This is a genomic window from Methanomethylovorans sp. PtaU1.Bin093 (genome assembly GCF_002067275.1).
In the GTDB taxonomy this organism is placed as follows: Archaea; Halobacteriota; Methanosarcinia; order Methanosarcinales; family Methanosarcinaceae; genus Methanomethylovorans.
Map to the genome: position 1 here is coordinate 1 of NZ_MVQX01000059.1, position 12,840 is coordinate 12,840.

The following is a 12,840-nucleotide window of genomic DNA, read 5'->3' on the forward strand; positions in this document are numbered from 1 at the left end:
AGCTTCAAGTTCTTCTTCTGTCAGCACGGTCTGAGCGTGTACGATTTTCACCATTATATCTTCCTGATAGAGTTTTAGTTATACATGCGATTGCATGTTTTCATCATCATTATAATCATAAATTCTGCAATATAAAAACTTTGTGTTATGATCCGGGGCCTAAGATACCGTGTATATAAAGAATAAAGTAAATATAATTTTATTTGTATATAATTTCAATAATGCGAATAAAATGTTTTCATACGGAACAGAATTCCACTCTAAAACCAATCATTATGGAATTTTATGCCATAAATGCATTTTGTTAGGTGAAAATATCACCTTTTACCACCTCTCATTTATGTGCACATCTGCGCAAACTACTTAATCCAATCAGTAGTTGAACATCCATTGATTTTCCTGTGTCGTGCAGGTGCATTACCATGAGCTCAAGCCGTTTTGTTATTACCGTTATAGGTATCGATCGAGTAGGCATAGTGGCCGGCATTACTGCAGTAATGGCCAAACATAACGTGAACATAGTGGACATCAGTCAGACCATCATGCAGGACCTCTTCACAATGATCATGCTGGCAGAGGTAAAGGATGCGACCTTCGACCTGTCCGCATTCCAGAACAGCATGACCGAAGAAGGCCGGCGGCTGGGTGTGGAGGTCAAAGTACAGCACGAAGATGCCTTCACCTGCATGCACAGGATCTGAAGGGTGAAAGCATGCTCATCCATCCCGAAGAGATACTTGAGACCATCCAGATGGTCACCACCGAAAGCCTCGATATCCGCACGGTCACCATGGGTATAAACCTGCGGGACTGCAGTCATCCGGACATAGATGAGTTCAACTCGAATATCTATGAAAAGATCACCACCTATGCAAAGGACCTTGTACCGGTCACAGATGAAATCTCGCGCCTCTACGGTGTGCCCATTGTCAATAAAAGGATATCAGTGACCCCCATTGCTATCGTGGCAGAGGCATGCAAATGCGATAATTATGTGTCCATCGCAGAGACCCTGGACAAAGCAGCCTCCAAGGTCGGTGTGAACTTCATCGGCGGTTTCAGCGCCCTTGTGCACAAAGGCATCACTCCAGGTGATATGCGGCTCATCAGCTCCATCCCTCAGGCCCTCGCCACCACAGAGAAGGTCTGTTCTTCTGTCAACGTAGCAACCACCAATGCCGGAATAAACATGGATGCTGTGGCCCTTATGGGCAATGTGATCAAGCAGACCGCCACCCTTACGGCAGACCGGGGTGGTATAGGATGCGCCAAGCTCGTTGTATTTGCCAACGCCCCCGAGGACAACCCCTTCATGGCGGGGGCGTTCCACGGTGTGGGCGAAGCCGACTGTGCGATCAATGTAGGTGTCAGCGGTCCTGGGGTCGTTAATGCCGCGGTCCGGGCTCTCAAGGACCCCACGCTGAACGAGATCTCGGAGACCATCAAGAAAACAGCTTTCAAGATCACACGCATGGGCGAAAAGGTGGGGCGCGAAGTATCGTCCCGCCTCAATGCACAGTTCGGCGTACTGGACCTTTCCTTGGCACCCACCCCTGCAGTCGGTGACAGTGTGGCTGCGATACTCGAGGCCATGGGTCTTGAGAGATGCGGTACCCACGGGACCACTGCAGCCCTTGCCATGCTGAACGATGCGGTTAAGAAAGGCGGTTCTATGGCCTCCTCCTCTGTAGGCGGCTTAAGCGGTGCCTTCATTCCCGTCAGCGAGGATGCTGGCATGATCCGGGCTGTGCAGGACGGTTCCCTGAGCCTGGAGAAGCTTGAGGCCATGACCAGTGTGTGCTCCGTAGGTCTCGACATGATAGCCGTGCCGGGAGATACTCCCGTCTCTACGATATCTGCCATCATAGCAGATGAAATGGCAATAGGCATGATCAACTGTAAGACCACAGCGGTGCGTCTTATACCCGTGCCCGGTAAAAAAGTAGGTGATGAGGTGGAGTTCGGCGGTCTTCTGGGAAGGGCGCCTGTAATGCCAGTTAACCGTTTCAGTTCGGAAAAATTCATCTCAAGGGGTGGAAAGATACCTGCTCCCATACAGGCCCTTAACAACTGATCTGGCAGGTATGATACCATGAACATCACATTGATCGGGATGCCAGGTTCAGGAAAAACTTCCATAGGCAGGGAAGTTGCCCGGATACTCGGATATGACTTTGTGGACATCGATCAGTTGGTCAGGAAAAAGGCGGGGCTTCCTCTTCAGGATATTATAGATACCAAAGGGGATGAAGCTCTGGTACAACTGGAAGAGAAAGTTGTTCTTGGCCTTAGCATCGGTGATGGGATTGTCATATCTCCCGGGGGCAGCATAGTATATTCCGACAAGGCAATGGATCGCCTGAAAGAACGGACGATCATCATATTTCTGCACACTCCTCTCTCAAGGGTCAAACAGCAGATCAATAATCAGGACTCGCGGGGTATCGTAGGTCTAAAAGGCCGAAGCTTTGAGAAACTTTTTGCCGAAAGGTTCCCTCTCTATCAGAAATATGCTGATATGAGCATTGATATAGGCGACAGGGATACTGTCAGTTCGGTAGCCGCTAAAATAGTGGAAGCCATCCGTTATGCACCTGAAAAGTGACATATGTTCTTTTTTCTTTCAATATCCGGGATCTACGGATGCTTGCCTGCTAAAGGGATACATATCATCTGTATCCACAGGCATTTGTCATTACGGATCATTTTTAACTCAAAGACGCAAAGCTTGTTATTCTCTTCTTTGAGCCTTAGCTTCTTACCGCCTTTGCGTTGATAAAAAATTGTGTAGATAGATCAAAAAAGAGGTTTATAGGGATTCTCTATTGTTCTTTTTAATAGTGTATTTTTGTTGCTATTATTTTTTGTATAGTTGTTACCATCAGTTATATATAGCAAAATAATGAATCAAAAGTGTTACGAAAATTATCAATATTCATACTTTAATATTATTGGAGGAATAATATGCATATACCTGATTCATTCATACCTCTCTCTCAGGCTATCATCTACTGGATAATAGCGCTGCCTTTTATCTTTATGTCCATCAGGTGGGCAGGAAAAGAAATGGACGACACGAAAGTTCCCATACTTGCCGCCCTTGCCGCAGGCATATTTGCCATTCAGGCACTGAACATCCCTATAGGTATGGGTACCAGTGGCCATATGGTGGGAGCCACATTAGTTGCGATCATATTCGCAAGTCCCTGGGCTGGCGTACTTGTGCTGACCCTTGTACTGCTGGTGCAGGGTTTCGTGTTTGCTGACGGTGGCATTACTACCATGGGCGCTAACATTCTCAATATGGGTGTCATCTCAGGGTTCGTAGGCTATTATACGTTCTCTGCCCTCATGAAGTCCAGGCTCAGCCTTCAGATATCAGCTTTCGTAGGCGCATGGCTTGGTCTGCTGGTGTCGGCTCTTGCATGTGCGGTACAGATGTACCTTGCAGGCACTTTCCCCCTGGTGCCAGGGCTGGTTGCCATGGGTACCTATCATTTCATCATAGGGCTCATAGGCGAAGGTCTCATCACCGCTGTTGCGATCACCGCGATTGCAAGCTCAAGGCCTGACCTCCTGGAGAACAAGTCACTTGCAAGAGGTGTAAAAGCATGAGCAGCAATGTAGCCGCCAGCGGCAGGTCCAACATGAAGTTCCTTTATGCAGGCATAGTTATAGCTCTTATACTCGCTGTACTCGCTCCCTTCCTTGCATCTCCTGACCCCGATGGTCTGGAAAGTGCTGCAGGAGGAGTTGTAAGCGAGGAAAAACTTGCAGAGATGGAAGAAGCAGGATCAGTGTTCTCCTCCCCGATGCCTGACTATGGTATAGAGGGAATGGGCAAATCCGGTGAGGTAGCTGCTATTGTTGCTGGCACTCTGCTTGTGCTGGGTATAAGTTATGGCCTGGGCAAGATCATCAAGAAGTGAAGTTTCTCATTTTTCGGCTTTGTAGAAAACATACATATTATGTTTTAACCACTGAGTTCACAGAGAACACAGAGGATGGCAATATTTATTCATCTCCGTGAACTCTGTGTACTCTGTGGTTGCATCTGCCCATAGTTGGGATTGTAGCGTGAAGATTTCTACAGAACCCATTTTTCTCCTTTTTTTATTTGTAGAAAAGCTACTTTGTATCAGTTCTTATTATCTGTGTTCTCTGTGAGCTCTTTTGGTTCAGTTAAGGTACAGTTTTTCTATAGAGCCATAGAGACAAATATTTTATATAACAATGGTATACAAGAAATATACATGCAGCTATTCCAATCGTATACATTCACCTGGTGGCAAATAGGGATATTCAAACTTGCACTTCTCTCCATCGGCGTTGCTATTGGTGCTTACTGGAACGATTTTTTCATTCGTTACTTGATCGCTTTAATTGTCATTGCAGTGATCACAAGTGTATACATAGCATACATATCTCTGAAACAGTCTGATCTGAACAATTAACACAGTTTCTCAAAAGGATTATTTGTATTTCTCATCAACGATGAAAAATGCTTAAAATTTAGAAAATATTACAGATCGTGTTGCATGATGTTAGTATATATTTCCAGTTCTAACCCATAAATACTGATTTTGATAGGTATCCTAAAGAATCTTTCTTTTTTATACTATATTTCTCCCTATCCGACAAAATAGGATGCAACAAGTGTTGAGAGCGTGGTAATTGAAAACAGCATATCCGACATCTTCAGGTCTTTTTTGCGTATTTGAACATTACCGTTCTGTCCATATCCCCGGCACAGCATACTTATGTATGTTCTTTCTCCCTGTTCATAGGCCATTATAAAAATAGAACTTATGGTATATCCTATCTGTTCCAGTATCCACATACGGCGGACCTTTTTATTCCAGACGTTGAACAAACGGCACTTCTGAGCGGTGCGGATACGTTTGAGCACGCTCCAGAACAGGAACAGATACCTGACCATCATGGTAAGCAGCAATGCTATTTCCTTTGGAATGCCCAGCTGTCTTGCGGCTCCCACGATATCGTGCATCTTCGTGGTTGAAGAAAGCAGTATTATGGCACTTACACATACAATGAACTTTGCCAGCAGTGTTATGCCAAAGTCCAGACCTTCGTAGGTCACTGTAAGCCCCAGTGGCAGATCAAGGGGATATTCCGTAAAAGAATCAAAGAAAGGCTGTCTCACAAAAGGCTGGATCACGATAATGCCCAGCCCGAAGGGCAGCACTGCAAGGAAACGGACGATCACATACACAGGATTCAGTTTTGCCAGGGCCATTAGAACAATGAGGTACAATTCCACAAAGGCCAGGCGTGTCAGGTTCTCGTCGTGTACCCGGGGCAGGCTTACAGTGAATAGTATTATTATGATCACTGCAAGGAGTTTTACACGACCGTCAAGGCGATGCACCGGACTATCCTTATACGCTTCTTTTTCAATATCTGTAAGCGTTATCTCCATTTAATTGCCTTCTCTCATTCCCTGGGTGCGTTCAACAGCCTCAATATCTCATCCCTGGCATCCGCAGCTGTGACCTTTGTTTCCACATCAAGACCTTCAGCCCTGAGCAGTTCGAACACTCCTGCTATCCTGGGCATTCGCAGATGCACATGTTCCAGCAGTCCCGGTTGTTTGAATATTTCTTTTGTAGTACCCTGCGCTTCTATCCTGCCGTGGTGCATCAGAAAGACCCTGTCAGCAAAAAGCGGTACCATGTCAACATCGTGAGTTGACAGTATTATCGTTATTCCCAGGTCACGGTTCATCTTCTCAATGACAGCCATTATGTTTTCAGCTCCCCTGGGATCAAGTCCTGCCGTAGGTTCGTCCAGCACTATGACCTCTGGCCGCATAGCCAGGATACCGGCGATAGCAACACGTTTTTTCTGACCGCCGCTAAGATGGTGCGGGGACCTGTCCTCAAGTCCCGCCATATTCACAAGTTCCAAGGCTTCCCTTACCCTCGAATCAACCTCTTTTTCGGACAGGCCCATGTTCACAGGACCAAATGCTACGTCCTGCTCCACTGTGGGCGCGAGGATCTGATCATCAGGATTCTGGAAGACGATCCCTACTGTCTGGCGCACCTTCGATATGTTCTTTTTCGATATGGGCTCTTCATGGACAAGCACCTCTCCTAAGTTTGGTTTGAGGATACCGTTCAGGTGTTTGAACAATGTGGACTTTCCAGCACCGTTGGCTCCCAGGAAGGCCACTTTTTCTCCGGCGTATATTTTCAGGTTTATATCCTTAAGTGCCTCTACCTTGCTGTTTCCGTAGGAATAGGACAGACCCCTGAGCTCTATGATAGGTGTAGTGGATCTCATGTTGTCTTTGTTAATGTTTCTTGCATGTGACTCGTTTTGTTCTATTGCTCCATTTCAGAAATGATCGCTATAGTATGAGGAATATATGCTATCTTATTACTTTAAGCGTGATCGATATGCAATAATATGCTACATATTTATATATGGTGGTAAGTGAAAAGAACCAGGCCCTATATGAAAATCCATGAACGGATATTGTTTTTATACAAGGGTTCCCTTAGATATGCTATATCATGCAGGATACATCCATTCGTTCAGGAAACCGCCAGCAGCCTTTGATCGATTTCAGGAATGTCACCGTTGCCCGTGATGGGCGAAGGATCCTTGATTCTCTTTCCCTCCAGATAGATGTAGGTGAGAACGTTGCTATTATTGGTCCCAATGGCTCTGGAAAATCCTCTCTCATCAAGACCATTACCCGAGAATACAGGCCACTGGCCAGTTCTTCTGGTCTTGTATGCCGCATCATGGGGGAAGAAAGGTGGGATGTGTCCGACCTTCAAAGCTTGCTGGGCATAGTCTCAGGCGACCTGCAGCAGGAGTATACCCGGGATATTTGCGGTTATGAGGCAGTGTTATCGGGTTTCTTTAGCAGTATTGGTATTTACGCTAACCATCATGTCACCTATGAGATGAAGTGCATAGTTCAGGCAGTAATGGACCTGCTGGAGATATCCCATCTTCGAGACCAAACCATCTCTCATATGTCCACAGGCGAGGCAAGGAGGGTCCTCATCGCAAGAGCGCTGGTGCATGATCCTCTGGCACTGGTGCTGGACGAACCTGCCAATAGTCTTGATCTGCACAGTCTTCACAAGTTCAGGGAACTGATACGCAGAATTGCCGGTGCTGGAAAAAGCATGATCCTTGTGACACACAATCTTCAGGACATAATTCCGGAAATAGAAAGGGTGATCCTGTTCAAAGATGGCAGGATCTTCATGGACGGACCAAAAGAGCAAATTCTGACCTCTTCCAATCTATCAATGTTGTTCGGATTGCCGGTAGAGGTGCAGAGCGCAGACGGGTATTACCGTGCATGGTGTTGAAGGCTTTTTTTGGGAAAGTTTTTGTTAATGTTCGTTACCTTTCCATTATTGTGGTTAGCTTTGGGTGTTTCCTTCTCTTGCTTGAAAAAATGTGTGGCCGGCAGGATATGTACGTCAATTCGATCTTTGGATTTCTCAGACCTTTCAAATCTCCTTCTGGAAATAATTGCCTTTTCTTTCTGTTTTTCTGAATGACAATATATGATGGATGCAGAATGACCACTATTTTCATCAGATCTCAATGCGTATGTCGGGTCATGTAATTCCCAGAACAGTTCCAGTAACTTTTCATAGGGAACTATTTTTGGGTCAAATACTATCTGCACAGCCTCTACAAGCTCTTTTCTGTTCTCTGTTCCTCTTTCAAGTCGGGGGTACTGTACTTCATCGCCCGTATACCCTGTGGCAGTAGCAATTATTCCTCTGGCCTTGTTGCGAAATACTGCCTCTACTTTCCAGGATGCTCCAAGAGCAAAGGTTGCGATCTCGTATTCATTCATGGGGGCATTTTCAAGCTTATTCATTTTTCTGCTCCTGTTCTATCACTGATGTTCAGATCTCGTGAACCTTCTCTGAGGGGTCTGAATTATTGAACTCATAAATAGTTATAAATAACTAAATATAATAATCTTTTTCCTCAGTTAAATTAAAACGTACTGCCAGCAGAAGATACATCCAGAATGAGCTGTGATCTCAAATGGTTTTTATAGGTATCCCTGATAATGAGACAGGGCCAGCCAATTAAGCACAAGTTTCTTTGTTTTTTGATCATCACTCCATTGCAACAAACCAACGATTATCTTAATTGTTTATGGAATAACACAAGCTTTCTTGGAATTATTGAAGAGTTTATTTATATATGTGAATGTGCTTTCATACCTCATCCCAGATCTTTGTCAGGACTGGGGTTTAAATCCATAGGGGAGGTATACTCCATACCTCCTCACTTCCCTAAAGCAATAACCGATTCAATACTGATTTTTCAATGAGCGAATGGTTCACCATAGAGCCAGTTGGTCTAAGGTTATTATCCCGGAAGTTCAAGATATATGGAACTTCACTTAACAGTGAACTGCTCGGGTTCTTCAGCAGTTCCATAGGGGGTGAATAGGCTTAAAGCCGGAACATAGCAAAAAAATTGATGTAACTCCTCTTATTTTCTAAACAAGGTTGCCACTTGGCTGAGATCCATTTATGGGGATCGTGAAGGTAAATGTACTGCCTTTGCCCGGTTCACTTTCAACCCATATCTTACCTCCATGGAGGGCAACAAGTTCCTTAGAAAGCGCAAGTCCAAGACCTGTACCCTCGTATTTTCTGGATATGGATGAGTCTATCTGAGTGAAAGGTTTGAATAGTTTTTCCTGGTCCTTTCTGGAGATCCCAATACCAGTGTCTTCCACAGATATGTATGCCATGTCTCCATTCACTTTTGCACTGATGGTCACAGAACCACCATGTTCTGTGAACTTAAGCGCATTGCCGATAAGATTGTACAATACTTGTTTGATCTTTCCTTTATCCGCCTGTATATAGTCGAGGTCAGGACCAAAAGAAACTTTCATCACTATTTCTTTTTCAGCTGCCAGAGGTTGCATGCTGGAAAACATGTCCTCAAGGAGATTTTTAACAGAAATGTTTTCCTTGTGTATGTGCATATTTCCAGATTCAATTTTAGATATGTCCAGGATATCATTGATTATAGTTAACAGATGCTTCCCGCTCTTCGAAATATTCTTCAGATATCGTGTCTGCTTCTCGTTAAGAGAACCACTGTTCCCTTCTAGTAGAACCTCTGAGAAGCCTATAACTGAATTAAGCGGTGTTCTGAGTTCATGGCTCATATTGGCAAGGAACTCGCTCTTTGTCCGATTAGAGGTTTCAGCGACAACATTTGCCTCACGCAGTGATCCTTCTATTTCTTTCATCTCAGTTATATCATGTAAACAAAAAACCCTTCCATTGATTATTCCATTTTTGATGAACGGGCTTGAATACCATTCATAATAGTATGTGTTTTTGAAATGCAAAATGTCTCTGTTGGAATCAGAGGTATTTAATATGGATCTTACTTTCAGGTTCAGTTCATCTGCATTGTTTGTTCTGGAGAGGGTGTGATCTAATATTGTATATAAGTCCTTACCAGTTCTCATATCCGGTGGCAGGTCGAGCATGTCGGCAAATTTTGAATTCATGACAATGACTTTTTTGTCGTTATCAACTACAATGATCCCATCACCATTTGACTCGATGGTTGCTTCAAATAGATTCTCTTTATTTTCGAGGGATCTCAACATTTCATTTATATTATTACCAAGATTGGTGATCTCATCGTTACCATCTATCTTTATGCGAGATGAATTGTTCCCGGTAACTGCAATGGCATTAATGCTGTTATCCAGTTTGGATAGACGCGATATTACTGATCTATCGATGGCTATGACCAGCACTATACTATAGGTCAATGCAATAAGGAGTATGATAAAGTACAGATATTTGGCAGTGCTAGTGCCGAGATCATGAACATCTCTTGGTATTTCAACATCTAATGAGAGGACCGGTTCTCCGTAAACATCGTCCAACAGAACGGATGCGATCAAATAATCATTGCTCAGTTTATTTGTCGAAATATAGCTTGCATTTGAAGTGCTTGCTTTATCGAAAGGAATCATTTCAATCGATAAGTCTATAGTATCTTCAAATTTTTCAATTAATGCGGGGTTCAAAAACCGCACAAGGACCAATGTTCCAGCAATAGTTCCATCATAGTCATTTTTTTTAATTGGCTGAAAGCTGACCAATAAGAGGCCTTCAGGAGAATTTATGATCCCTGATACCCTTTCATCAGGTACGGAGTAGGATAAGACTTCATTCTGTAAAGCAATATACTCCACCAGATCTGCAGATACTTCTGCAGATCCGCCCGTATCTAAGTCAACCGCCTCACCATAAAGTAGCTGATTTGATGAATTGAAGAACAGCATCATATTTGTATGGAGATTTTCAAGTGATCCTGTACCAAGATTCACTTCAGGATAATCAGGATATTTTCCTTTGACAAAATAGTATGTACTATCCCATTCGCCCCAGTCGCTTGCAAGCATATCCAGCCTAGCGACCTCTAAAAAAAGTATCTTTTTTGCCCTTTCCAGGCTTTTGGTTGCTTCATCTTCTTCTATCTGGTTGAAACTATTCTGCACTATCTGGGTAACAATAAGGCTGATAAAAAGGAATAGAAGGATCGATGTTATCCCGATGATTGCCAGCGTCTTATTTCCAATGTTCATGAAGCCTCTTTTAAACTCTTTCGATCATTTAGTCCGGATCTGTCATCGGTGCCTTTTATTGAAGTAGTATTATATATTTTCTATGTGTATTTAAAGTTTGCTACTGGCTAATTCCTCCGTCACTGATATTTTATTGGAAAAGATGGATCTTCAATTGCCCGGTAGCAAGAACCTTTCTTAAGGTTTGTTCAAAGATGCAGCTTCTCTATTGCATATATGTTAACTGTCACGTTATTTCATATATTTGCGGAAAATGGTTCTTGCTTTGTAATAAGTTACTACGGCGGATAGGTCACAACAAGATCTGATCCAAAGTTCTAACTTCAACACTTTAATTCAAAAACAGATTCATTTGCTTTCCACAGCCTCTTAAAAATTAATAGTGCTCCGATGGGGATTCGAACCCCAGTCGCAGGAGTGAGAGTCCTGCATGATTGGCCGTGCTACACTATCGGAGCATTGCGGTATTTGCTTTGACAGCATATCCACAATACACTTAACGGATATTAACTTTTCGTTCTGGATAAATGAGGTATGTCTTATGCGAACATACCTTGCGGAGTGGCTGTTTCTTCTTCGGAGACCACTTTCTCGTAGGCATCCATCATATCCTTCATGGTGACCTGTTCTCCACGGCGCCTCAGGACGAACATACCTGCTTCCTTGGTAATTACCTGAAGGTCAGCACCGCTCAGCCCGGCAGTAATTTTGGCAAGCTTGTCAAAATCGATATCATTTGCAAGTTTCATCTTGCGGGTGTGGATATTCAATATCTCCACACGTGCCTCCATGTCAGGCAGAGGTATCTCTATTACCCTATCAAATCTGCCGGGACGTAAGAGCGCCGGGTCTAAAAGATCTATCCTGTTCGTTGCGGCGATAACCTTCACGTTCTTTGTAGCATCGAACCCATCCATTTCCGCAAGCAGTTGCAGCATAGTGCGGTTAACTTCGGCTGAGCCGGTCGTTCCGTCATGGGTGCGCATACCTCCCACAGCATCGATCTCGTCTATGAAAAGGATTGAAGGAGATTTGTCGCGGGCAAGCTGGAATACGTCTTTGACAAGCCTGGCCCCTTCGCCGATGAACTTCTGTACGAGATCAGAACCTGACATGCGGATGAACGTCGCCTTGGCACTGGAAGCGACAGCTTTTGCTATCAAGGTCTTCCCGGTACCCGGTGCGCCATACAGTAGAACACCATTTGGTGGCTCTATGCCGATTTTGGAGAACAGTTCAGGCTCTGTCAGCGGAAGCTCGACCGACTCGATAACTTCTTTGATGACTTCATCCAGCCCTCCTATCATATCATAGTCTATTCCCGGGGAATTGATAAGTTCCATTACCTGCGCTCTGATATCAGTGCCTTTGCGTATGATAGATATAATAGAAAAGGCTCCGTTTACGCTAACTCTCATTCCGGGTTCGAGTTTTCCATAAAGGGCAGGAGGAATCTTTGTCATTACTTCCTGATTGTTGCCATGCTGCCTTATCAGGACCATATTGTCTTCGATCTCCATGACACTGGCAATGAATAAAGGAGGTGTTGTAAGGTGCTCGACCTGTTTCTTGAGCTTGCTGATCTCTTCTATGTAGGAGTTGTTCATCATGCTGGCTTCAAGCAGCTTTGCCCGCATGTTCTCGTTGTTGACTTTCAGCAGTTCTATCTCGTTGAGCAGTGACCTTACATCTTCTTTATTAAGGTTCTCAAATTCTGTCCGGCCTTTGCTTCTGGATGAGCCGGTGTCAACGGGAGTATCTGCGCTCGTGTTCGTCATAAGACGCCCCTATGGTCATCATTTGATATAAATCCGACCGAAGTACAATTCGATATTGTGTTTCAAACCTTTTCATTTTGCTTTCACAGACGTGTTCTATTGTGAAGGGCAAATAGTAAATATGATCTGTAATGTGATGTATTAAGTTAATTTCAGGGCATAAATACAGTTTTCAGACGTAAAAAGACAACCCCTTTGTTTCCACTGGAAAATGGAAAGAAACCTTTATCTATCAAGTTCACATTATCTATTTATGTGGTACAATTAATTGGATGAATTATAGCTTATTTAGCTAAATAAAGCTTTATTCATGCTTTAATTGTGTTGCAGACAATTGAACACACCCACAATAGCACAATATTTATATATTATTAGTAATATGTATATCATTGTAAGCACTGAAAACCAATCTGGTGTTCT

The 12,840-nt window shown here is 43.8% G+C and carries 14 protein-coding genes and 1 tRNA gene; 8 read left to right on the plus strand and 7 right to left on the minus strand.

Annotated elements, in window-relative coordinates; all coding sequences use genetic code 11:
- Positions 1 to 54 (minus strand): DUF5371 family protein (locus A4E24_RS10765; protein ID WP_367121163.1); only part of this gene is annotated, 54 nt, incomplete at its 3' end.
- A gap of 368 nt (positions 55 to 422) precedes the next feature.
- Between A4E24_RS10765 and A4E24_RS06795 the strand changes: the two genes are divergently transcribed.
- From A4E24_RS06795 to A4E24_RS06820, 6 genes are all read left to right on the plus strand, one after another.
- Entirely contained in the window at positions 423 to 701 is a 279-nt protein-coding gene (locus A4E24_RS06795) for an ACT domain-containing protein (RefSeq protein ID WP_292352532.1), read from the plus strand.
- Positions 702 to 712: 11 nt separating this feature from the next.
- The gene (locus tag A4E24_RS06800) at positions 713 to 2,074 is read left to right on the plus strand and encodes a PFL family protein (protein ID WP_292352533.1); all 1,362 of its coding nucleotides are present in this window, start codon (positions 713 to 715) and stop codon (positions 2,072 to 2,074) included.
- An 18-nt stretch (positions 2,075 to 2,092) separates the two neighbouring features.
- Positions 2,093 to 2,605, plus strand: a complete 513-nt coding sequence (locus A4E24_RS06805) for a shikimate kinase (RefSeq protein ID WP_292352534.1) — start codon at positions 2,093 to 2,095, stop codon at positions 2,603 to 2,605.
- A gap of 359 nt (positions 2,606 to 2,964) precedes the next feature.
- Positions 2,965 to 3,615, plus strand: a complete 651-nt coding sequence (cbiM, locus tag A4E24_RS06810; RefSeq protein WP_292352535.1) for a cobalt transporter CbiM — start codon at positions 2,965 to 2,967, stop codon at positions 3,613 to 3,615.
- On the plus strand, positions 3,612 to 3,929 hold the full coding sequence (locus A4E24_RS06815; protein ID WP_292352536.1) for a PDGLE domain-containing protein: 318 nt from the start codon (positions 3,612 to 3,614) through the stop codon (positions 3,927 to 3,929). Before cbiM ends, A4E24_RS06815 begins: the two co-directional genes overlap by 4 nt.
- 324 nt (positions 3,930 to 4,253) lie before the next feature.
- Positions 4,254 to 4,454: a hypothetical protein gene (locus A4E24_RS06820; RefSeq protein WP_292352537.1), complete on the plus strand. Its 201-nt coding sequence runs from the start codon at positions 4,254 to 4,256 to the stop codon at positions 4,452 to 4,454.
- Positions 4,455 to 4,630: 176 nt separating this feature from the next.
- On the opposite strand, the gene cbiQ is transcribed toward A4E24_RS06820, so the two are convergent.
- Positions 4,631 to 5,440: a cobalt ECF transporter T component CbiQ gene (gene cbiQ / locus A4E24_RS06825; RefSeq protein WP_292352538.1), complete on the minus strand. Its 810-nt coding sequence runs from the start codon at positions 5,438 to 5,440 to the stop codon at positions 4,631 to 4,633.
- Between the two features lie 14 nt (positions 5,441 to 5,454).
- Positions 5,455 to 6,306: an energy-coupling factor ABC transporter ATP-binding protein gene (locus A4E24_RS06830; protein ID WP_292352539.1), complete on the minus strand. Its 852-nt coding sequence runs from the start codon at positions 6,304 to 6,306 to the stop codon at positions 5,455 to 5,457.
- A gap of 233 nt (positions 6,307 to 6,539) precedes the next feature.
- On the opposite strand from A4E24_RS06830, the gene A4E24_RS06835 reads away from it, so the two are divergent.
- Entirely contained in the window at positions 6,540 to 7,355 is an 816-nt protein-coding gene (locus tag A4E24_RS06835; protein ID WP_292352540.1) for an ABC transporter ATP-binding protein, read from the plus strand.
- Here A4E24_RS06835 and A4E24_RS06840 read toward each other — a convergent pair.
- A complete protein-coding gene (locus A4E24_RS06840; RefSeq protein WP_292352541.1) occupies positions 7,337 to 7,879 on the minus strand; it encodes a peptide-methionine (S)-S-oxide reductase in 543 nt (180 codons plus the stop codon). The genes A4E24_RS06835 and A4E24_RS06840 overlap by 19 nt on opposite strands.
- Before the next feature lie 461 nt (positions 7,880 to 8,340).
- On the opposite strand from A4E24_RS06840, the gene A4E24_RS06845 reads away from it, so the two are divergent.
- On the plus strand, positions 8,341 to 8,466 hold the full coding sequence (locus tag A4E24_RS06845) for a hypothetical protein (RefSeq protein ID WP_292352542.1): 126 nt from the start codon (positions 8,341 to 8,343) through the stop codon (positions 8,464 to 8,466).
- 49 nt (positions 8,467 to 8,515) lie between these two features.
- Here A4E24_RS06845 and A4E24_RS06850 read toward each other — a convergent pair whose 3' ends face one another.
- From A4E24_RS06850 to A4E24_RS06860, 3 genes are all read right to left on the minus strand, one after another.
- Entirely contained in the window at positions 8,516 to 10,642 is a 2,127-nt protein-coding gene (locus A4E24_RS06850) for an ATP-binding protein (RefSeq protein ID WP_292352543.1), read from the minus strand.
- A gap of 383 nt (positions 10,643 to 11,025) precedes the next feature.
- Positions 11,026 to 11,100: transfer RNA gene (locus A4E24_RS06855), tRNA-Glu, on the minus strand.
- Between the two features lie 81 nt (positions 11,101 to 11,181).
- Positions 11,182 to 12,420 (minus strand): proteasome-activating nucleotidase, encoded by a 1,239-nt coding sequence (locus A4E24_RS06860; RefSeq protein ID WP_292352544.1) that lies wholly within the window; start codon positions 12,418 to 12,420, stop codon positions 11,182 to 11,184.
- Positions 12,421 to 12,840 lie beyond the last annotated feature (420 nt).

Coding starts and splice junctions, on each gene's coding strand:
- A4E24_RS06820 (WP_292352537.1), top strand. CDS start 4,254: ATGCAGCTATTCCAATCGTATACATTCACCTGGTGGCAAATAGGGATA.
- A4E24_RS06840 (WP_292352541.1), bottom strand. CDS start 7,879: ATGAATAAGCTTGAAAATGCCCCCATGAATGAATACGAGATCGCAACC.
- A4E24_RS06795 (WP_292352532.1), top strand. CDS start 423: ATGAGCTCAAGCCGTTTTGTTATTACCGTTATAGGTATCGATCGAGTA.
- cbiQ (WP_292352538.1), bottom strand. CDS start 5,440: ATGGAGATAACGCTTACAGATATTGAAAAAGAAGCGTATAAGGATAGT.
- A4E24_RS06835 (WP_292352540.1), top strand. CDS start 6,540: ATGCAGGATACATCCATTCGTTCAGGAAACCGCCAGCAGCCTTTGATC.
- cbiM (WP_292352535.1), top strand. CDS start 2,965: ATGCATATACCTGATTCATTCATACCTCTCTCTCAGGCTATCATCTAC.
- A4E24_RS06805 (WP_292352534.1), top strand. CDS start 2,093: ATGAACATCACATTGATCGGGATGCCAGGTTCAGGAAAAACTTCCATA.
- A4E24_RS06850 (WP_292352543.1), bottom strand. CDS start 10,642: ATGAACATTGGAAATAAGACGCTGGCAATCATCGGGATAACATCGATC.
- A4E24_RS06860 (WP_292352544.1), bottom strand. CDS start 12,420: ATGACGAACACGAGCGCAGATACTCCCGTTGACACCGGCTCATCCAGA.
- A4E24_RS06815 (WP_292352536.1), top strand. CDS start 3,612: ATGAGCAGCAATGTAGCCGCCAGCGGCAGGTCCAACATGAAGTTCCTT.
- A4E24_RS06800 (WP_292352533.1), top strand. CDS start 713: ATGCTCATCCATCCCGAAGAGATACTTGAGACCATCCAGATGGTCACC.
- A4E24_RS06845 (WP_292352542.1), top strand. CDS start 8,341: ATGAGCGAATGGTTCACCATAGAGCCAGTTGGTCTAAGGTTATTATCC.
- A4E24_RS06830 (WP_292352539.1), bottom strand. CDS start 6,306: ATGAGATCCACTACACCTATCATAGAGCTCAGGGGTCTGTCCTATTCC.